Raw genomic sequence first — 20902 nt, 5'->3', positions numbered from 1 at the left:
GATTTTTCCCGTATCAAGGCCCGGCGATATGTTGCCGGGCCTTTGTTTTTTTGGCGTAAAATCGTTTTCTTTCAGACGGCTGGCCGTATTGCGTTTTGCTGATTTTGTTGCCATCCCTTGTTTGTCGGGCTAACAATTCGGATATGGGAGTGATGGGTGAGGTCTAATTCTCACCTGTTCGATGAAAACTCACCGGCATGCCGGCAAAGCGGGTAATCAAATGAATAACAATGTTGTTGATCTCGACGATCAAATGCTGGCGGATTTTCGCGACGAAGCACATGACATCATCAATTCGATTGACGTTCATCTGCAAAACGCACGCGGCAAAAAAGATCCCGCCCATCTGACCGCCATCCAGCGCGAAATATTCAATCTGCGATACAAGGGCAAGTCAGTATCAGCGCCGCTGATCAACCTGACCAGCCATCGTCTTGCCGATTACGTAACGACCTGCAAGGAACTGAACGAAGGCGCGATCGAAGATATCCAGGCCTTTGTCGACAAGATCCAGTCCCTTCTTGATGGTGACATGACGGCTGGCGGGACCGACACCGCCGAATTCGTACGCGAACTGCCGTCCAAACGGACTCCTGATATTGACCCGGCATGGCTGAAACAGGCCAATGTCGAAGCCTTGCTGGTCATTCCGCAGCGCTCCCTGGCAACCATTCTGGAACGCGAATTGGCCGCGTGTGGTTATCGCAGTTCGGTCACACAAACATCGTTCGAGGCGATAGAACTTGCCGTGCGCACCCGCCCGGATTTCATCATTGTCGCCAAGACCATTGATGAACTGACCGGTGTTGATCTGGCCAATGCCCTGCAGGCGATGCCGAAAACACGCGGCATTCCGACCGCGGTTCTGACCTCGGATGCACCGAACCATCCGTCGCTTCAGGATCTGCCGTGCCGGACCGCGATCATCCGCAAGGGCAATGCCTTTGGCGAGGATCTGGCAGAGGCACTGGCGCGCTTCAACATCACCTGATTGCGCAAGCGCCAAACGATTTCAAAGGGCGGTCCGAACCTTGATGGCGGGCCGCCCTTTTTGTTTGCCAATTGACCCGATGGCCGCCAAGTGGCAGACAAAGCGCACGTGAACCTTAATCCCATACCTCGGACGATCATGACCAAACTGACCCTTGCTGATGCTGCCAAACGTGCCCTTCTGACCGAAGACGCCACCGAAAAGGCCGATGTCACTGCCGAAATGGCAGCGATGTGGCGCAATGGCGAGATCAGTGAAGTGGGTTCAACCGACCTGCCCGATCGTCCCGGTCGCCCGGCAAAGCCGGAATTGCTGCCGCCCAATAAGATGCCTAAACGCAAAAAAGGCAGTGTTCAGGGCCGCATTGGCCTTCTGCATGCACTGGCCCATATCGAGCTGAACGCGATTGATCTGGCATGGGATCTGTGTGTGCGCTTTCCTGAGGCAGACATGCCACGTGATTTTCATGATGCCTGGGTTCAGGTCGCCGATGACGAAGCCCGTCATTTCAAAATGATCAACAAGCGCCTTGGGGAACTGGGCGCGGCATATGGCGACCTGCCCGCCCACGACGGGCTTTGGCAGACATCAATGGATACGGCCTATGACATTCTGCCGCGCCTGGCCGTTGTGCCGATGGTGTTTGAGGCCCGTGGCCTTGATGCTACGCCGCCAACCATTGAACGGCTTCTGGCGCATGGGGATACGGAAAGTGCCCGTATCCTTAGAATCATCGCCCATGATGAAATCGCCCATGTCGCCGCGGGTCGAAAATATTACGAATATGTCTGTGACCAGCGCGACCTGCCCTACTACACCACATGGCATGACATGCTGCGCAAGCACTTCCGCGGGCCTCTTAAGCCGCCGTTTAATGACGAAGCGCGCTATGAAGCAGGCATGCCGCCGGACTACTATCAGGACTATGTCCTTGAATTGCCTGGCATTAACGGTGATGGCGCATAAGGCATTTCCGCGCCTGATAAGAATTCATCAAAAAATTGATACACCTCATGGTGGTGCAAACTGAAATCAACGACACTCCCCTTCGCGATATTTGAAGAAAAGACGTTCTTTTCCGTATCATCAGCAAGGAGATGTCACCATGCCCTCCACCATGAAAGCCGCCGTCGTTCGGGCGTTTGGCAAGCCGCTGTCGATTGAAGAAGTCACCGTACCCAAGGTCACGCCGGGAAAAATCCTGGTCAAGATCGAAGCGTCCGGTGTCTGCCATACCGACCTTCACGCGGCCGAAGGCGACTGGCCGGTCAAACCGAACCCGCCCTTTATTCCGGGTCACGAGGGTGTCGGCATTGTTGCCGAAGTGGGCGAAGGCGTGACATCCGTCAAGGAAGGCGACCGTGTTGGCGTGCCATGGCTGCATTCAGCCTGCGGGCATTGCCATCACTGCGTTACCGGCTGGGAAACGCTGTGTGGGGAACAGCTTAATACTGGCTATTCAGTTAATGGCGGCTTTGCCGAATATGTCCTGGCCGATCCGAACTATGTTGGCCACCTGCCCGATCCGCTTGAATTTGGCAATGCAGCCCCGGTGCTGTGCGCTGGTGTCACAGTCTATAAGGGGCTTAAGGAAACCGAATGCAAGCCGGGCGAAACCGTGGTGATTTCCGGGGTCGGCGGACTGGGCCATATGGCGGTTCAATACGCCAAGGCCATGGGCATGAAAGTTATCGCCGTTGACATTGCCGACGAGAAACTTCAACTCGCCAAAAACCTTGGTGCGGACTGGACGCTGAATGCGGCGGAGACCGACGTTGTATCCGAAGTCCAGAAACAGATGGGCGGTGCGAATGGTGTTCTTGTCACTGCCGTTTCGCGGGCTGCCTTCAAACAGGGTGTAGGCATGCTGGGCCGTGGTGGCACCATGGCACTTTGCGGCCTGCCGCCCGGAACGTTCGAACTTGATATTTTCGATACGGTCCTGTCACGGAAGACCATCCGTGGATCAATCGTCGGCACCCGTGCCGACCTTCAGGAAGCACTTGATTTCGCCGGTGACGGCAAAGTGCATTCCCACTTCACGACAGAGCCGATGGAAAACATCAACTCGATCTTTGATCGTATGCGCGATGGCAAGATCGATGGCCGTATTGTCATGTCGATCTGATCGACTGCGACATCACGTCAAAGTTAAAAAGGCTGCCATTCGGCAGCCTTTTTTTTTGGGATCAGGCCGCCTTGGCCAGCATGGCGGCTTCGTGATCGAGCAACCATTTCTTGCGCGCAAGCCCGCCGGCATATCCGGTTAATGTACCGTTCGATCCGATCACCCGATGACACGGCACAATGATCGATACCGGGTTCAGCGCGTTGGCCCGCGCCACCGCCCGAACCGCCCTTGGGTTGCCAAGCTGATCAGCCAGCCCGGCGTATGAAACGCTTTGACCACTCGGGATATTGACCAAGGCATCCCAAACCGATTTCTGAAATGGTGTTCCGACCATGTTGATCGCATTGATCGGCAGCACGCCGACGGATCCGGCGAAATAGCCATCCAGCCAGTCAGTGATCGGGGCTGGTGCCGAGCCGCCCTCTTTCCATTCAAGGTTTTTGAACCGTCGTGATTGGATGGTTTTCAGGCGATCATCGTTGTCTTCGAAATCAAGATGCACCAGTTTGCCATCAATCGAGGCGAGCGAGAGTTTCCCGATCGGGCTGGCATAACGCACGACGTTGATTTGGGTGGACATCGTCATTCTCCTTCCAATGCGGACCAAAGATATTGCGCGGCATATGCCCGCCATGGCCGCCAGTTTTCCGAAATGCTTTCCAGTGCCTTGGCCTTGTCCGGGCCGCCGCCCATACCAGATGCCTTGAGGATGCCAAGATCGGCTGCCGGAAAGGCATCCGGATCACCAAGGCCACGCAGGCCAAAATAGTTTAATGTCCAGGGGCCAATGCCCTTGATCGCGGCCATGGCGGCAATCAAGTCATCCCCAGACATCTGGTCACAATCCGGTCTGGCAAACAGATCAATCACATCGGCAAGGGTTTGCGCCCGGCGCGTGGTCAAACCAATCGGGATCAGTTCCTGCCCGATCAGACTTTGGGGTGATGGGAAAACATGGGAGATCCCCGTCCCATTGATCAGATCATCGGGTAAGGCATCGCCAAAGCGGGTCACAAGCCGCCCGGCCAAGGTACGTGCCGCCGCCACCGAAACCTGTTGACCCAAAACGGCCCGAAGGGCGAGTTCAAACCGATCCCAGCATCCGGGCACGCGCAGACCGGGGCGTTTTTGCACCAAGGGTGCCAGCAAGGCATCGTCGGAAAATTGTGCGGTGATGGACGGCACATCGGCATCAAGATCAAAAAGCCTGCGCACCCTGGCACCGATTTCAAGCACCGCCTCCCGGGCCGGGCCGCGCAGGATGACATCCACGCCGGCTTGGTCGGCGCTAAAATGACAGATCATCAAGCCGAGCTTGCCATCAATTTTGAAACCGCGCGCATAGGTGCGTTCACGAGCGGTTTCCAGGCCCGGAATGGCACGTGCGCGGAAAAAGCTCAGAAGATAGTCGGCATCAAAGGGCTGGCGGGCACGCAGACGTAAAATCAAATCATCATTTCGCGCAGCAAACGGATCATCCGAGCCCGGTTTTCCCGGGCTCACGGTTTTGACACCGCGCCGAAAGGCGGTCGGGGCCTGCCCATAGGCCTGTTTCATCGCATCGTTAAAGCGGCGCAAACTGCCGAAACCGGCGATATCGGCGATTTCAGTCATGGTCAGGTTGCTATCGACAATCAACTGACGTGCCCGCAACAGACGGCGTGCCTTGGCGTGTTCTTGCGGCGTGACACCGGTATGTTCCTTGAATATGCGCCGCAAATGCCGGTCCCCGACACCAAGCCGGTCGGCCAGATCGGTGATCGAGCCATTTTCAAGCACACCCTGATCAATCAGGCGCACCGCACGGGCGACCGTCGCATGCACACCAGCACTTGCCGGGCTGCCCGGTGCGGCTTCGGGACGGCAGCGCAGGCATGGGCGAAAACCATGGGCAATTGCGACCTCGGCACTGGGATAGAATTCGACATTGTCGCGCTTGGGTGTGACCGCCGGGCAAATCGGGCGACAGAAAATCCCGGTGGTCCGCACAGCGGTATAAAACCGCCCGTCAAACCGACGGTCCCGGGTTTTGAGTGCCTGATAGCAAATATCGTTATTGAGCTGTTCCATGCCGCGCAGTTTAGCAGAACCGCTCGATAAAACTCGCCAGATTCGGACTCAGACATTTTAAAACCTTTTTGAGAGTATAATTAATCACACTTCAACTTTTGCGTTTAATGATTAAATACTCAACAAACAAGTATTTTCCCCAAATGGGGATATTTTCGCGTCGTCAAAAAAGCGAATAAAGAAACCCGCGGCACATTTTGTTGCTTTAAGCCACGGGTGCAAGCCGACCAGAACTCTGGAACAGGGCAACGGCACTGCGAGAGGAAATGTCATGAAACGTATTTCGGTGAAGCTACCGACGATCATTGCAGGCCTGATCCTGCTGACAGCGCTGAGCGCTGGCGGAATTTTGTCATTTGAACTTTGGGTGACCCAGAAAACCGAGGTGCAGAACAAACTTCTGGCGCTTACGGATGCGCGCAAAGAGTCGATCCAGTCCTACCTGACATCGATTGAAGAAGACCTGATCATTGAGGCAGATAGTGGCTTTACCCGCGATGCGCTAAACGCTTTTTCCCGAAGCTGGGAACAGCTGGATGGTAACCCGATGGCCACCCTGCAAAATCTTTACATCACCGAGAACAGCCATCCGCTTGGCGAAAAGCATCTGTTGACCAATGCCGGGGATGGCTCGGACTGGAGCCAGGCCCACCGGACCTATCACCCGCATTTCCGCGAGTTTCTTGAACTCAAAGGCTATTACGACATATTCCTGATCCGTGCCGACGGGGAGCTTGTCTATTCCGTCTTCAAGGAGGCGGACTTTGCCACCAACCTCAAAACAGGTGAATGGGCGGAGACCGATCTGGGTCGCGTATTTCGCGATACATTGGCGCTGAGTTCCCCCAAGGACATCGCCTTTACCGATTTCAGCCCCTATGCACCCAGTGCCGATGCACCGGCCAGTTTCATCGCCCATCAAGTTCTGTCTGAAGCAGGCGAATTGCTTGGCGTGATTGCCTTCCAAATGCCGATTTCACGCATCAACAGCATCATGAATGCATCGGTTGGTATGGGCGAAAGTGGTGAAACCTATATCGTTGGTGAAGACGGGTTGATGCGGAGTGACTCCCGATTTTCCGAAGAAAGTACGATCCTTAAAACCCGTGTGAACGACGATGCAACCCGCGATGCATTGGCAGGCAATAGTGGCATTCACGAAATTGTTGATTACCGCGGCGTGCCGGTCATTTCGGCGTATATGCCGATCCAGTTCAATGGCGTCGATTGGATTGTTCTGGGCGAGATTGACACCGCCGAGGCATTTGCACCGGTTTATCGTGCCCTGATGATTGCGGCCGTGATTGTCGGCCTTTTAGCAGTGCTTGGCATCGCGGCGAGTATCCTCTTTGCCCGTTCGGTGACCCAACCGATCAAAAAAATTGTCGGCAACCTTGGCACCCTTGCCGATGGCAAGCTTGATACCGAAGTCTTTGGCACCGATCGTCCTGATGAGATTGGCGACATCGCCAAGGCAACGGAAGTCTTTAAAAAGAACATGATCCGGGCCAAGGAACTTGAGGCCGAAGCCGAGCAAGCCAAGGTGCAGGCCGCCAAAGAAAAGCGCGAACAAATGAACAAGCTTGCCGATGCGTTTCAGGACAATGTCGGCACGATTGTCAAAGTTGTGGCGTCTGCGGCAACCGAACTGGAAGCAACCGCCCAGGGCCTTACCGCGATCATGGAACAGACCAATGCACAGGCAACATCTGTTTCAAATGCGTCTGGCCTTGCCAGCACAAATGTCGAAACGGTGGCATCTGCCTGCGAAGAGATGGCCGCATCCATTCGCGAAATCAGCGCGCAGGTCCAGAACGCGACGAACATAACCACCCGGGCCACGGAAACGGCAAGTTCGACCCGCGAAACAGCAAACGGGCTTGCAGGTGCTGTACGCGAAATTTCCAGCGTGGTGGAACTGATTCAGGACATTGCCGAGCAAACCAATCTTCTGGCCCTGAACGCCACCATTGAGGCAGCACGCGCAGGGGATGCCGGCAAGGGGTTTGTCGTTGTCGCACAGGAAGTCAAAAATCTGGCCAACCAGACGGCGCGTGCGACCGAAAACATCACCGCCCAGATCGAAAAGGTACAGGGCATTACCAACACAATGGTCACCGCAGTTGATGAAATCAGCGATGTCATTGAAAACAACAAGCAAAGCTCGACCGTGATCTCAGCAGCAGTTGAGCAGCAGGACGCCGCCACGAACGAGATTAGCCACAACATCGCACTGGCTGCCAACGGCACACAGGAAGTGACCAATGCGATTGGCGATGTCACCAAGGCAGCAAACGAAGGAAGCCATTCCGCGACCCAGGTCCTGGCCAGCGCGCAAGAGCTTTCAAAATCGGCCGCCCGCCTTGGCAAAGAAGTCGACAGTTTCATCGCAACGGTTCGCGCCGCCTGATCAAACTGCCCGAAAATACTAAAACGCGCCCCGCTTAAAGGTGGGCCGCGTTTTTTGTGCGTTTAGGGCTTTGCGTCGGGCCTAGTTCAGCGGGATATCGTTATCAGATTTGCTGTCCTGATATTGGGACGACAACCGGTCATATTCATCCGAAATTACCTTGGCGCGTGTCACATAGGTTGCTTTCTCACCTTCCGGCAGCTCCGCAACCATGCCCATCATCGAATGGCTATCCCAGAAGGCATTGGATTTGTTGTATTCGCCGTCCTCAAGTGTGAAGACCTCCTTCATGATTTTCAGATCATGGGGAATGGCAAAGGCATCACGCGAATCTTCATACGAGAAGAAATAATAGAAATTATCAAACCCGGCCCAGGTGATGGCAGACAGGCACATCGAACACGGCTCATGCGTCGAAAGAAAAATCAGCTCCGATGTTGCCGGGCGCTGATCTGCGGGGATTTCATAGAACCGCTTCAGGCAATGGACCTCACCATGCCAGAGCGGATTTTCGGTTTCATTGTTGGTTTCGGCAATGACCAGCGAAAGGTCATCCTTGCGCAGGATCGCCGCACCAAACAGTTTGTTGCCGCCCGATACGCCGGCACGGGTTTTGGGCAGAATGTCGTCCTCCAGCACGGAAAACAGGCGGTCGAGGATATTCTGATCAGCGTTGGTATCGGTCATGTTGGCGGTCCCGGATAGCGGTGATTTTACATGCTGCTATTTCATCGCGTCCGGGCCGCCAAGCCAACCTGTTTTTCATATCAACAGGCGCTAAACAGCCTATCGATACGCTTTACAATCAAAGACCGCGCAATATGCCGTCATTATCAGGCATCTGGCGCCTTTCCGGCGGAACCGGAATATAGAAATCACGATCAAGCAAGGTGGTGATCGCAATCAGTGTCGGGGATTTCTGATCCCGTACCTTGGTGATCAGAGCATGATCAACCGGGGCCATTTCGCGGATTTTGATGACTTCGAAAATCGGACCGTTGGGTGTAGCGAGTTTGAACTGGTCGCCGACCGCGACCGGACCATGGGACTGATGGGCCATTTGGATCTTCCCGTGAGAGTATGGATGTTTGCTCCGCACGACCTGCCCGTGTCCCGTATTACCCGGGTGTTTTGTTGTATGCGACAGATCGCGCTTGACCACACTGTTGCAGAGCTATCCGGCAATTCTGTGACAGAAATGGGATATTTGCGCTCGATTTGCGATTTTCTGCCGGTTTGGCCATCACAAAACAAAAAAAACACCCCGCCTGATCCGGACGGGGTGTTTTCAAATGCAGGTGGTTCAGGACAGCTGATCAGTCGATATCTTCGATTTCCCCGGCCGACCCTGTGACCTTGGCGGCAAGGGCTGCGGCCATAAAGGCATCGAGATCACCGTTCAGAACGCCCTGGGTATCAGACGTTTCCGTGCCCGTGCGCAGATCCTTGATCATCTGATAAGGCTGCAGGACGTAGGAGCGGATCTGATGGCCCCAACCGATATCGGTTTTGCTGTCTTCGACAGCCTGTGCCTCGGCTTCGCGTTTTTGCAGCTCTGCCTCATACAGGCGGGCTTTCAGCATCTTCATCGCCGTGTCGCGGTTTTTGTGCTGCGAACGGTCGTTCTGACACTGGGCGACGATGCCGGTCGGGATATGGGTGATACGCACAGCAGAATCGGTTCTGTTAACGTGCTGACCACCGGCACCCGATGCGCGATAGGTATCGACACGAAGATCCTTATCAAGGATTTCAATTTCGATATCGTCATCAATCACCGGATAAACCCAAACCGACGAGAAGCTGGTATGACGGCGTGCGGAACTGTCATAGGGCGAAATACGCACCAGACGATGCACACCCACCTCGTTCTTGAGCCAGCCATAGGCGTTATGACCCGTGATCTTGTAGGTCACCGATTTGATACCGGCTTCCTCGCCATCACTTTCTTCAAGCATCTCAAGCTTGTAGCCCTTTGACTCCGCCCAACGATAATACATGCGCGCCAGCATCGATGCCCAATCCTGGGCCTCGGTCCCACCAGCGCCGGCATGAATTTCGAGATAGGCATCATTGCCATCGGCCTCGCCCGAAAGCAGGCTTTCAAGTTCGCGCTTTGCCGCGATGTCACGGATCGAGCGCAGAACCTCTTCGGCCTCTTCAACGGTTTCGTTGTCGCCTTCGGCTTCGCCGAGTTCGATCAGACCAACACTGTCTTCAAGCTCCTGGGCGAGCTTTTTATAACCATTGATGGCGTCATCAAGCTGGGTACGTTCACGCATGACTTTTTGCGCGTTTGCCGCATCGTCCCAAAGGGTCGGGTCTTCGGCAAGTGCGTTCAGTTCGTCGAGGCGTCTAAGAGCGTTATCCCAGTCAAAGATGCCTCCTCAGCAGTGCCATCGACTGCTTGATTTCATCGACCAATGCCTGTGCTTCGGCGCGCATTGATGTCTCCGTTATTCGTCTGAAAATCTGTTTTGCCACATCAAAGATGTAGCAATGTCGGCGTGGGTTATAACAGTTTTTGTCCCGCTTGAAACCCCTGCAACCATGCAAAAACCCGACACAGAATTTGTGCCGGGTTTCGCAACAAAGCCGTGATCAACGAATATGGTGATCAGCCAAAAACAGGATCGAGCGTTACGGTATAAAGTTCTTCGTCGGCAACATCGCGAAGAGACACGCGGAACTGCTCGGTTTCGGCATCGATATCGACCAGACCAAAGAACTGCAAACCATAGGATGGCGGCAAGTTAACGCCCTGCTCCTTGGTTGGATGTTTGGTGAATTTCACCTGTGGACCGAACGTGTTGTCCATGTCACTGGGGCCAAAGGTCCCGGCATGAAGCGGGCCAGATACAAATTCCCAGAACGGTTCGAAGTCCTGGAACTGCGCCTTGTTCGGGTCATAGTAATGGGCGGCGGTGTAATGCACGTCCGCCGTCAACCAGACCGTATTGTTGATTTTGGCATTCTTGATAAAGCGCAGCAGTTCAACAATTTCAAGCTCACGCCCGGCAGGTGCACCATCGCCATTGGCAAGGTTTTCAAACGTGCTTTTGTTTTTCCAGTCATCATAGACAATCATGCCAATCGGCATGTCAGCCGCGATGACTTTCCAGGTCGCCTTGGAATTCAAAAGACCGCGTTTGAGCCATTCCATCTGCGCGCGACCAAGGAAGTCGGTATTGTCGGTCGGGGTTGCACTGTTATTGGCATCGTTGGTGCCGCGATAGGTCCGCATGTCGAGGAAGAAGATTTCCAAGGACGGACCATAAGATACCTTGCGATACACCCGCCCCGGTTCGGATGCGTGTTCGGTGACGGGCAACATTTCGCGGAATGCACGGTTTGCCCGTGCTGCCAGAAGGGATGCTGATTTTTCGGTATAGCGATCATCGCCAAGCAGTATCTCGCCCGGATACCAGTTATTGGTAACTTCGTGGTCATCCCATTGATAATAGACCGGGATCAGGCGGTTGAATTCGCGCAGATGCTGATCAAGCATGTTGTATTTGTAGTTGCCGCGAAACTCGTCAATGGTTTCGGCAACCTTGGCGGTGTCGTCGGTGGTGATGTTTTTCCAAATCTGTCCATCCGGAGTTTTCTGGGTTTCGGCAAACGGACCATCGGCATAGATGGTATCACCGGAATGGATGAAGAAATCAGGGTTGTGCTTGGCAATCGTGGCATAGGTTTTCATGCCGCCACGGTCTTCATCAATGCCCCAGCCCTGCCCGGCGGTGTCGCCTGACCAACCGAACCGAATATTGCGTTTGGCCGCCGGTGCCGTGCGGAAATGGCCAATAACCGGCTCGGACGATGCGCGTGCGTCATCAAGGTTTTCAAAATGGATCTTGTAAAAAACATCCTGGCCGGCTGGCAGGTCTGCCAGCGCAAGCTTGCCGGCGAAATCACGTTCCGGCAGCACATCGACATGCGGGATGCGGACCGAATTTTTGAAGCCTTCTGTGGTTGCGATTTCGGTAATCATGCGTGATGCACGATCCGCACGCCCCCAGATGCAGGCGGTGTTGGCGGTCACATCACCACTTTGCACCCCATGGGTAATCATCGGGCGATCAGCAGCACGGGAAATAGATGGCATAAAGAAACCACCCATGGCGGATGCAGCACCTGCTGTTGCGCTGGTGGCAAGAAATTTGCGACGGGAAAGTCGAAACGACATAACGAAACCCTCTTCAAGGTATGAAAATCACCTTGAGGAGAATGACAAAATCAAATGACAGTGCGATGTCAGCCGGTTGATCGTTTTGTCATTGTTTGATGACAGCGCAACGTCGCGAAAGGCCTGATTTGAAAATAAGTTCTTTCAGATGAACACATCCCTGAACGAACAAAGCCGGATGCTGATCACATCCGGCTTTGTTGATATTTAAGCGGCGGATTTCGCCACTATATGATGGTTGTCGCGCGGCCTAGTAAATGCCACCCGGCCCGGACACAGCGCCTGCGCTGTTATCCGAATTTCCGGATCCGCTATAACCACCATCAATCACATTGTCATTTGATGCCGGGATGGTGCCGGGCTTGAAGGCCTCCCAGATCACGTCCTGAGCACCCGGGCCAGCCGGAAGGCCGGTACGCGATTCAACTCGGACCATGCGAATGCCCGGCGGTGTACGGAACGGAATGGCTTTGGTGCCTTCAAGCGCACCGCGCATGAATTCCTTCCAGATCGGGGCAGCGGCACTTGCGCCCTGCTCCTTGTCGCCAAGGGATCGGTTGTCATCAAAGCCGACATAAACGCCAACGGCAAGGTCGGGCGAGAAGCCAACAAACCATGCATCACGTGAATCATTGGTCGTACCGGTTTTACCGGCCAGCGGATAACCAAGTTCGGCGATTGTCCGGCCAGTACCACGTGAAATAACGCCTTCCATGATGTGGACCATCTGGAACGCACTGGCCGGATCGGTCAGTTGTTCACGGGTATCAGGCAGATCAGGCGGCATCTGATTGCGGAATTCCACATCCTGACACAGGGTGCATTCGCGTTCGTCACGACGATAAATCACATTGCCGCGACGATCCTGAATACGGTCAATCAGGGTCGGCGTGATTTTCTTGCCACCATTGACCAGTTCGGCATAGGCCGCAGTCAATCGCATCACCGTCGTTTCAGCCGCGCCAAGCGACATCGACAGGACATCTGGCATTTCATCAACAATGCCAAACCGTTCGGCATAATCGACAACCGTGGGCATGCCGATGGTCTGGGCCAGACGCACCGTCATCAGGTTTCGCGATTTTTCGATACCAAGGCGCATGGTCGAAGGACCATAGAACTGGCCGCTATAGTTGCCCGGTTTCCATTTACCAAGCCCCGGCCCCTGATCAATCACAAACGGCGCATCAAGCACCAGTGTTGACGGGGTAAAGCCCTGGTCCAGGGCCGCCAGATAAATAAACGGCTTGAAGGCCGAACCCGGCTGACGGCGGGCTTGTGTCGCGCGGTTGAATTTCGAAAGATCATGTGAAAAACCACCCGACATCGCCAGTACGCGGCCGGTATGCGGATCCATCGCCACCAGACCACCGTTGACGTTCGGGATCTGGCGCAGGCCATAGGTATTGGGCGGAAGCGTCTCGCCATCAAGTTCGGCGAAATGTTTGACGTAAATGACATCGCCGGGTTTCAGGACATCTGACGGACGGTTAACGACCGCACCCAATGTCTGGCCCTTTTGCCACGGGCGTGCCCATGTCAGGAAGCGCAGCGGAATGCGGCCCTGCTCGCCATTCATCAGGCCCAGTTTTGCCTCGTTGGCGTCGGTATCAAGAACAACCGCACGATCCCATGGGATATCGGCGGGTGTTTCAACTTCGCGCAAGGCCTGCTGCCAGTTGCCCGACAGGTCGATATTGGTGATCGGACCGCGCCAGCCATGACGGCGATCATATTCGACCAAGCCGTCAAACAGCGCCTTGTCGGCGATATCCTGCAAACGCGGAACCACGGTAGAACGCACCGAAAGGCCACCGTCATACAGCATGCCTTCGCCGTAACGATCAACCAGCTGGCGACGGACTTCCTCGGCAAAGAAATCAGCCTGATAGGTATCAACCGATTCACGGCTTTTGCCCTGAAGCGGGGCCGACCATGCGGCCTGTGCTTCGGCCTCGGTAATATAATTTTCTTCCAGCATCCGGCCGATCACCCAGTTACGACGCGCCTTGGCTTCGTCGTGGTTACGCACCGGGTGGTAGTTCGAGGGTGCCTTTGGCAGGGCTGCCAGATAGGCGGCTTCTTCGATATTAAGTTCATCAAGCGACTTGTCGAAGTAACGCAAGGCTGCGGCGGCCACACCATAGCTGCCACTGCCAAGGTAAATCTCGTTCAGATAAAGTTCGAGAATGTGTTCCTTGGAAAAGGCGCGCTCGATCCGGAAAGACAAAATGGCTTCCTTGATCTTGCGTTCATAGGAAACTTCGTTGGTCAAAAGGAAGTTCTTGGCGACCTGCTGGGTGATGGTAGATGCACCAACCGGGCGTTTACCTGTGCCCATATTCACAACGTTGGTCACAGCCGCACGCAAGACAGAGGCAAAATCGATCCCCGGGTGGGAGAAGAAGTTTTTGTCCTCGGCCGCGACAAAGGCATCAACCACCTTGGGCGGGATGGCCGAAATCGGGACAAAAACACGCTTTTCACGCGCATACTCGGCAATCAGCGCACCATCGGATGCATGCACACGTGTCATGACCTCGGGCTCGTAATTTTCAAGCTGGGTGTAATCGGGCAGTCCTTGGCCAAAGTGCCAGAAGATCGCCAGCATACCGGCGCCGCCCGCAACCGCCATCAAGAACAGAAAGCCGAAAATACTAAGTAAAATTCGCATGTAAGCAGGTCTTTTTCATTTTGTTGGCCTGATCCGGTAGGGGCGCATATTCATGCACTCTTACCGGAAATGCAATGTCCCGGCAGACATTTCGCCTGTCTGTGCCGAAAAAACGGATGTATCCGCATTATAGCGGCAAAATAATGACAAGGTTGTGACAGCCGCCACGCCAGACAGCATTTATACATGGCACAGCGCGCATAAGGACTTCGCTGCCCGTTTCGGACCCAGCGAAATCATCGGCATCATGCCCGACTATTAGAATTTGTGTTTCTCGAAATAGATATCAATTGCCCGCAAGACCGCATCGGCAATCTTTTTGCGATGAGCCGGACTTTGCAACAACTTGGCGTCTGTCGCATTCGAAAGATATCCCATTTCAAACAGGGCCGAAGGGATATCCGGTGCCTTCAGAACCGCAAAACCGGCAAAGCGATGAGTGCGACGTTGCAGTTCGATGCTTTGGGCAAGTTGACTGACCATGTTAGCCGCAAGGGTCGCCGACAGGTTCATGGTTTCACGTTGCGCAAGATCGATCAGAATGCTTTGCACCAGCGTGTTTTCATCGGAAAGATCAATACCGGCAATCACGTCGGCCTTGTTTTCCTTGGACGCCAGTGCAGCGGCTTCTTTGTCCGATGCGTTTTCAGACAGGGTATAGACCGAAGCGCCGCGATGCTTGGGATTGCCGATTGAATCTGCATGCAGGGATATGAACAAATCTGCCCCGGCCTTGCGCGCGATGTCCACACGTTGCCGCAGTTTCAGGAACACATCCTTGTCACGCGTCAACAAAACGCGATATCGCCCCGACGCGGTCAGGGTTTCGGCCAACTGACGTGCCGCGGCAAGGGTCAGGTCCTTTTCATAGACATTACCAACCCCGATCGCGCCTGGGTCGACCCCGCCATGCCCGGCATCAATCGCGATCAGCGGCTTTTCTTCGCCACCCCGGCCCGATTGCACCGCGACATCGACACTTTGTTCGGTCGCACTGGTATCGTTACGGCTGCGCGCAGAATAAGCTTCCATGCTCTGGCGCGATGCGGTCAGAAACGCATCGCGCTGTGTCGGTTTAAGGTCAACCACCAGACGGTTGGGCTTCCCGCCGCCGGGCGGCAACGAGAAAATCTTTGAAACCAGCGATGGTTGGGCAACATCAAGAACCACACGGAAGGTGCCCGGTTTAAACAGGCCATACCGCAGACCGGAAATAAGCCCGCCACCGGAGGTCACCTTGCCCGGTGGGGCGTTCCAGTCAATTTCCGGCATATCAATGATGATGCGGTACGGATCGGGCAGCAGGAAATAGGTAAAGTCGACTTCCTGATCGAGATCGATCACAAAGCGCGTGTAATCGGGATAAACTCCGAGCCGCGCACCAAGCACCTTGGCCGTTTGGGCAGACGCCCCTGATACGATGATCTGGGACGCACACAGCAGCGCAAACACCACCATCATCGTTCTGGCAATTTTAACCAGCAACGATCGCGATGGTGCGTTTTTCGGCGTGGAAAATGAAGTCGCGTGCTGTGAATACATCTGTCGTTTCAGCGCCTGTTACCCTGCAAGAGCATCTGTTAAGCGCTTATAGCAATGCGTTGGTTAACGGGCAATTGACCAACGACAGAACTTGCATGACAGACCTTTCAACTTTCCGCGATGGGCATGACATGGAGCAAAACCGTAAAAACAGTGTGTTTTCATATATTTGCCCGAACCAAATCATCAAAAGGAAAATCGCGCGGATTTCTGTGTGTTTTTACACATTACTGTCAGAAAGTCGTCACATCACGCAACAAAACTGTTTGTAGCATACGCATAAAAGGGATATGTTGCACCCGAGATTCCTATGCTTTGTGGTAAGCAACCAAAATGCCACCAGGCTGAGGACGCGACGAGTGCAGTTCTTACGGTCGGTGTCTCGGTGACGCGGCAATTCCCGCTCCCGATAGAGCCCTCCTTAAAAAGGCTGTCTTGGCGCGCTCGAAGACACGCAATCTAATTCTTTTTGTTTCAACACCAAAACCAGGTCCAACCGGAAGAGCAGCCGACACGCGATGACCCAGATACATACAGGACATATCGCGACCTTTATGGTTGGCGCCTCCGGACACGCCGGTTTGTTTGCATATCAGCGCAATTGCGCCCATAGCATTGAACTGGCGGGGCCTCCAGGAACAGGTTCCGAATGGTCAAACGTATGCTTATCGATGCAACGCACGCGGAAGAAAGCCGCGTCGTTGTTATTCACGGAAATCGCCTAGAAGAATACGACGTCGAAACTTCGACAAAAAAGCAAATCAAGGGTAATATCTATCTCGCGAAAGTCACGCGGGTAGAACCGTCGCTTCAGGCGGCCTTTGTTGACTATGGCGGAAACCGTCATGGTTTCCTTGCGTTCAGCGAAATCCATTCCGACTATTATCAAATCCCGGTTGCCGACCGTGAAGCTCTTGCCCAGCAGAGCAACACACAGGTCAAGGACGCCGAAATCGTCGAAGACAATATCGGCGATACCGAAGACAGCCCGAAAAAAGATAAGAAACCGTCGCGTTCCCGCTCGCGCCGCAAACCGCGCGCCCAGAGCAAGGACGAAGCATCCGACACGCCCGAGGCAGAAAACACCGACGCGGCTGTATCGGCCGAGGCCGCTGCCCCGTCAGATGCCGCAACCGACAATGCCGGTTCAGGCGAGGAAGAAGAAGCCAAGCCGCGTCGCCGTCGCCCGCGCAATCGTCGCAAGAAAAGCGATGATGTCGAAGCATCTGGCACCGACGCAGAAGCATCCTCTGACGGCAATGATGACAACGGCTCGGACGGTGACGATACCCCGACCGGTGGCAATGCCGCGATGTCTGCGGAAATCGCCGAGCTTGAAGTTGATGTCGATGACGAGGCCAACGAAGTAACCGCGCTTGACGCAACCGCCGATGTTGAAGAAGACATCGAGGATATGGGTGGTGATGACGACGGTGACGAGTTCGTTGAGTCACACAGCCGTCAGCTTCAGAAACGCTACAAAATTCAGGAAGTGATCAAACGCCGCCAGATCATTCTGGTTCAGGTCGTCAAGGAAGAACGCGGCAACAAGGGTGCGGCTCTTTCGACCTTCCTGTCGCTGGCCGGTCGTTATTGCGTTCTGATGCCAAACACCCCGCGTGGTGGCGGCATTTCGCGCAAAATCACCAATGCCAAGGATCGCAAGCGCCTGAAATCCATTCTGGCCGAGCTTGAGATTCCGGACGGCATGGCGGTTATCGTTCGTACCGCTGGTTCAGAACGCACCAAAGCCGAAATCAAACGCGACTTCGATTATCTGATGCGCCTGTGGGATCGTATCCGCGAAACCACCCTTCAGAGCCAGGCACCGTGCCTGATTTACGAAGAAGCCGACCTTATCAAGCGTTCCATCCGTGACCTGTATGCACGTGATGTTGATGAAGTTCTGGTCGAAGGTGACGATGGTTACCGGGTTGCCAAAGACTTCATGAAGATGCTGATGCCGTCGCATGCCAAGCGCGTGCAGCCCTACAAAGATCAGGGCGTGCCGCTGTTCCACCGTTTCCAGGTGGAAAGCCAGCTTGATGCGATGCTCAACCCGGTCGTACAGCTTAAATCCGGTGGTTATCTGGTTATCAACCCGACCGAGGCACTGGTCGCGGTTGACGTTAACTCCGGCCGTTCGACCCGCGAACGCAACATCGAAGAAACCGCTTACAAGACCAACCTTGAAGCGGCCGAAGAACTAGCACGTCAGCTGCGCCTGCGTGACCTTGCCGGTCTGATCGTTGTCGACTTTATCGACATGGAAGATCACCGCAATCAGGCATCTGTCGAACGCAAGCTTAAGGAAGCAATGCGCAACGACCGTGCTCGTCTTCAGATCGGCCGTATCAGCCCGTTTGGCCTGCTTGAAATGTCGCGTCAGCGCCTGCGCCCGTCGCTGGTCGAAAGCGCGTTTGAAGTTTGCACCCACTGCCGTGGTGTCGGCCTTGTCCGTTCGATTGAAAGTGCAGCCCTTCATCTGCTGCGCGTGATCGAGGAAGAAGGCATGCGTCGCCGTTCAGGCGCGCTGACCGTCCATGTTGCCAGTGAAGTCGCGCTTTATATCCTGAACCGCAAACGTGACTCGCTTGGCGAGATCGAAAGCCGTTATGGCTTCAGCGTCATGATCTTTGGCGATGACAGCCTGATTTCACCTGATCACCGCATCGAGCGTACTCGCGCGAAAAAAGGTGACGAGGTCGAAGAGGTTTCTGCGGTTCTTAATACCGACAGTGTATCGCTGACCGCGATCGAAAACCCGGTTGATCTCGAAGAAGAAGAAGACGAAATCGAACGCAACGAAGACGACGATCAGGGCGGCAAGCGCCGTCGTCGCCGTCGTCGTCGCCGTGGCCGCAATGATGACCGCGATGATCGCAACAATGATCAACCGCAGGAAGCATCAGACGACAGCGATGGCGTATCTGATAATGCAGATGGCAACAATAATGATGACGATGATGACGAAAGCAATCGCAAGCGCCGCCGTCGTGGCAAGCGTGGTGGTCGCCGTCGTTCGCGTCGTCAGGACTTTGATGGCAACCGCACCCGTTCACCGGCAGATGATCCGGCCCTGACGGCTGCACGCCGCAATCGTGATCACGAAGCACCGGACGGCACGGATGAAAACACCGTGATCGACGCCGACAGCGAAGGTCAGGATGCCGACAGCTTTGATCAGGAAGGCGTTCGTGCCGGTCGTGCGCGCAGCACCACTGCCCCGGCCCCGGCCCGTCCGCGTCGTGATCGCAATGACAATCGCCGCAATCGCCGTGATCGCAACAGCCGTTCTGATAGCACTGACGGTGATGAAGATCGTGGTGATGTGAAAAACATCCCGATCCAGTCGGGCCCGGCCCCGGAAGCAAAGCCTGAAACCCAGGCGGAAGCGAAATCGGAAGCCGCAAGCGCACCGGCATCTGCCCCGGCAGAAGTCAGCGCACCGGCACCGAAGAAAGAAACGCCAAAGGCAGAAGCCCCGGTCGAAAAATCGGCAGAAAAACCTGCCGAGAAGCCTGTAGAAAAACCGGCCGAGCCGAAAGCCGCTGAGCCTGCCAAGGCTGAGAAAGCTGAACCGGCGCCTGCGCCGGCAAAAGACGAAAAACCGAAGCCGAAGAAACGCGGCTGGTGGAGCCTCGGTCGTTAAGATCGGGCATCTGAACAAACAAAAAGGGCTGCCCATCAGGCAGCCCTTTTTTCGTCGTTATCTATTGAAAGATCAGCGTTTCCAGTTCTGAAGCGCCTTGACCGCACCGATCATGGTGTCTTCGCTATGCGCGAACGAGAAGCGGACATAGCCTTTGCCACGCATGCGGTCGAAATCCGTCCCCGGTGTCGTGGCAACGCCGGTTTCTTCGAGCATCTGTTTACAGAACGCTTCGCTGTCATTGGTCAGATCGCGCACATCGGCATAGAGGTAAAACGCACCATCAGCCGGGGCGAATTTTGTGAAACCGGCCTTTGGCAGACCATCCAGCAGGATTTCACGATTGCGCGCATAGGCCGCGATGTTGGCTTGTAGCTCATCCTCGCACTCAAAGGCGGCCACTGCCGCCAACTGCGAAAGCGCCGGGGCCGAGATGAACAGGTTTTGCTGCAGACATTCGACCGCACGCATCAGATCGGGCGGCACAATCGCCCAGCCCAGACGCCAGCCGGTCATGGAAAAGTATTTCGAGAAACTGTTGATGATGATGGCTTCATCACCGAACTCAAGCGCGGTGCATTCGGCCACATCGCCAAATGAAATGCCCTGATAGATCTCGTCACTGATCAGGCGAATGCCGTTTTCACGGCAATAGGTTGCCAGTTCGCGATAGGTTTCAACATCAATCATGCTGCCCGCAGGGTTGGACGGGCTGGCAACGATCAGACCATCAACCGGTTCATCCAGATCGCGCAGCATCTGCACAGTCGGCTGATAATGGGTTTCCGGTCCGGCGGGCAGGTTGATCGTATCAATACCAAGCGCGCTTAGGATGTTGTGATAGGCCGGGTAACCGGGGGCTGCCATCGCAACACGATCACCGGCATCAAAGGCCGCCAAAAACGCCAGTACAAAGATCGATGAAGAGCCACTGGCAACACAAACCCGCGCCGGATCGACAGACACGCCGAATTTGGTTTTGTAATGACCTGCAATGGCTTCGCGCAGCGGATCGATGCCCATGGCGTTGGTATAGCCGATCAAATCGGACTCGAGCGCCTTTGCAGCAGCTTCGCGCACTTTGCGCGGTGCCGGGGTTCCGGGTTGGCCGACTTCAAGATGAAAGACAGCCTTGCCTTCCTTTTCGCGCGCATTGGCCGCACGCATCACATCCATCACGATAAAGGGCGAAATTGCACCACGAAGGGATTGTTTCAATGCCATTTGTGGGGTCCTGAAATGT

At 54.9% G+C, this 20902-nt stretch carries 14 protein-coding genes; 5 read left to right on the top strand and 9 right to left on the bottom strand.

What is annotated here, in order from left to right; genetic code table 11:
* Positions 1 to 220: 220 nt before the first annotated feature.
* The 3 genes from AC5Q5A_RS11145 (at position 221) to adhP (ending at position 3119) form a co-directional block, all read left to right on the top strand.
* Entirely contained in the window at positions 221 to 991 is a 771-nt protein-coding gene (locus AC5Q5A_RS11145) for a response regulator (protein ID WP_008890637.1), read from the top strand.
* 138 nt (positions 992 to 1129) lie between these two features.
* Positions 1130 to 1957 carry a ferritin-like domain-containing protein gene (locus AC5Q5A_RS11140; RefSeq protein ID WP_493895307.1) on the top strand — a complete coding sequence of 276 codons (828 nt, stop codon included), beginning with the start codon at positions 1130 to 1132 and terminating at the stop codon, positions 1955 to 1957.
* A gap of 139 nt (positions 1958 to 2096) precedes the next feature.
* Positions 2097 to 3119, top strand: a complete 1023-nt coding sequence (gene adhP / locus AC5Q5A_RS11135; protein WP_493895306.1) for an alcohol dehydrogenase AdhP — start codon at positions 2097 to 2099, stop codon at positions 3117 to 3119.
* Between the two features lie 61 nt (positions 3120 to 3180).
* Here adhP and AC5Q5A_RS11130 read toward each other — a convergent pair whose 3' ends face one another.
* Both AC5Q5A_RS11130 and AC5Q5A_RS11125 read right to left on the bottom strand, forming a co-directional pair.
* The gene (locus AC5Q5A_RS11130) at positions 3181 to 3702 is read right to left on the bottom strand and encodes a methylated-DNA--[protein]-cysteine S-methyltransferase (RefSeq protein ID WP_493895305.1); all 522 of its coding nucleotides are present in this window, start codon (positions 3700 to 3702) and stop codon (positions 3181 to 3183) included.
* Between the two features lie 2 nt (positions 3703 to 3704).
* Positions 3705 to 5192, bottom strand: a complete 1488-nt coding sequence (locus AC5Q5A_RS11125; protein ID WP_493895304.1) for a DNA-3-methyladenine glycosylase 2 family protein — start codon at positions 5190 to 5192, stop codon at positions 3705 to 3707.
* A 271-nt stretch (positions 5193 to 5463) separates the two neighbouring features.
* Between AC5Q5A_RS11125 and AC5Q5A_RS11120 the strand changes: the two genes are divergently transcribed.
* Positions 5464 to 7602, top strand: a complete 2139-nt coding sequence (locus AC5Q5A_RS11120) for a methyl-accepting chemotaxis protein (RefSeq protein WP_493895303.1) — start codon at positions 5464 to 5466, stop codon at positions 7600 to 7602.
* Positions 7603 to 7683: 81 nt separating this feature from the next.
* Here the strand turns inward: AC5Q5A_RS11120 and AC5Q5A_RS11115 are convergent, their stop codons facing one another.
* The 6 genes from AC5Q5A_RS11115 to AC5Q5A_RS11090 form a co-directional block, all read right to left on the bottom strand.
* Complete coding sequence (locus AC5Q5A_RS11115) at positions 7684 to 8289, bottom strand: nucleoside deaminase (RefSeq protein WP_493895302.1); 606 nt, start codon at positions 8287 to 8289, stop codon at positions 7684 to 7686.
* A 118-nt stretch (positions 8290 to 8407) separates the two neighbouring features.
* Positions 8408 to 8662, bottom strand: coding sequence for a hypothetical protein (locus tag AC5Q5A_RS11110; RefSeq protein ID WP_008890625.1), 255 nt, complete (start codon positions 8660 to 8662; stop codon positions 8408 to 8410).
* 256 nt (positions 8663 to 8918) lie between these two features.
* Positions 8919 to 10047, bottom strand: a protein-coding gene (gene prfB / locus AC5Q5A_RS11105) for a peptide chain release factor 2 (RefSeq protein ID WP_120226253.1) whose coding sequence is annotated in 2 segments (ribosomal slippage) — positions 8919 to 9977 and positions 9979 to 10047 — 1128 coding nt in all. Because the reading frame shifts where the segments join, the coding sequence is not laid out codon by codon here.
* Positions 10048 to 10219: 172 nt separating this feature from the next.
* The gene (locus AC5Q5A_RS11100) at positions 10220 to 11791 is read right to left on the bottom strand and encodes an alkaline phosphatase D family protein (RefSeq protein WP_493895301.1); all 1572 of its coding nucleotides are present in this window, start codon (positions 11789 to 11791) and stop codon (positions 10220 to 10222) included.
* Between the two features lie 250 nt (positions 11792 to 12041).
* The gene (locus tag AC5Q5A_RS11095) at positions 12042 to 14465 is read right to left on the bottom strand and encodes a penicillin-binding protein 1A (protein WP_064789776.1); all 2424 of its coding nucleotides are present in this window, start codon (positions 14463 to 14465) and stop codon (positions 12042 to 12044) included.
* Between the two features lie 258 nt (positions 14466 to 14723).
* On the bottom strand, positions 14724 to 16007 hold the full coding sequence (locus tag AC5Q5A_RS11090) for an N-acetylmuramoyl-L-alanine amidase (protein ID WP_143588773.1): 1284 nt from the start codon (positions 16005 to 16007) through the stop codon (positions 14724 to 14726).
* Positions 16008 to 16656: 649 nt separating this feature from the next.
* On the opposite strand from AC5Q5A_RS11090, the gene AC5Q5A_RS11085 reads away from it, so the two are divergent.
* Complete coding sequence (locus AC5Q5A_RS11085) at positions 16657 to 19659, top strand: Rne/Rng family ribonuclease (protein ID WP_493895300.1); 3003 nt, start codon at positions 16657 to 16659, stop codon at positions 19657 to 19659.
* Positions 19660 to 19731: 72 nt separating this feature from the next.
* On the opposite strand, the gene AC5Q5A_RS11080 is transcribed toward AC5Q5A_RS11085, so the two are convergent.
* The gene (locus AC5Q5A_RS11080; RefSeq protein WP_064789774.1) at positions 19732 to 20883 is read right to left on the bottom strand and encodes a pyridoxal phosphate-dependent aminotransferase; all 1152 of its coding nucleotides are present in this window, start codon (positions 20881 to 20883) and stop codon (positions 19732 to 19734) included.
* Positions 20884 to 20902 lie beyond the last annotated feature (19 nt).

The organism is Thalassospira sp. CA1 (assembly GCF_059052855.1).
The sequence above is the reverse complement of the archived record's forward strand: the minus strand, read 5'-3'. Positions and strand labels throughout refer to the sequence as shown.

Coding starts and splice junctions, on each gene's coding strand:
- AC5Q5A_RS11125 (WP_493895304.1), bottom strand. CDS start 5,192: ATGGAACAGCTCAATAACGATATTTGCTATCAGGCACTCAAAACCCGG.
- AC5Q5A_RS11095 (WP_064789776.1), bottom strand. CDS start 14,465: ATGCGAATTTTACTTAGTATTTTCGGCTTTCTGTTCTTGATGGCGGTT.
- AC5Q5A_RS11110 (WP_008890625.1), bottom strand. CDS start 8,662: ATGGCCCATCAGTCCCATGGTCCGGTCGCGGTCGGCGACCAGTTCAAA.
- AC5Q5A_RS11130 (WP_493895305.1), bottom strand. CDS start 3,702: ATGTCCACCCAAATCAACGTCGTGCGTTATGCCAGCCCGATCGGGAAA.
- AC5Q5A_RS11140 (WP_493895307.1), top strand. CDS start 1,130: ATGACCAAACTGACCCTTGCTGATGCTGCCAAACGTGCCCTTCTGACC.
- AC5Q5A_RS11100 (WP_493895301.1), bottom strand. CDS start 11,791: ATGTCGTTTCGACTTTCCCGTCGCAAATTTCTTGCCACCAGCGCAACA.
- AC5Q5A_RS11090 (WP_143588773.1), bottom strand. CDS start 16,007: ATGTATTCACAGCACGCGACTTCATTTTCCACGCCGAAAAACGCACCA.
- AC5Q5A_RS11085 (WP_493895300.1), top strand. CDS start 16,657: ATGGTCAAACGTATGCTTATCGATGCAACGCACGCGGAAGAAAGCCGC.
- AC5Q5A_RS11145 (WP_008890637.1), top strand. CDS start 221: ATGAATAACAATGTTGTTGATCTCGACGATCAAATGCTGGCGGATTTT.
- AC5Q5A_RS11120 (WP_493895303.1), top strand. CDS start 5,464: ATGAAACGTATTTCGGTGAAGCTACCGACGATCATTGCAGGCCTGATC.
- AC5Q5A_RS11115 (WP_493895302.1), bottom strand. CDS start 8,289: ATGACCGATACCAACGCTGATCAGAATATCCTCGACCGCCTGTTTTCC.
- AC5Q5A_RS11080 (WP_064789774.1), bottom strand. CDS start 20,883: ATGGCATTGAAACAATCCCTTCGTGGTGCAATTTCGCCCTTTATCGTG.
- adhP (WP_493895306.1), top strand. CDS start 2,097: ATGCCCTCCACCATGAAAGCCGCCGTCGTTCGGGCGTTTGGCAAGCCG.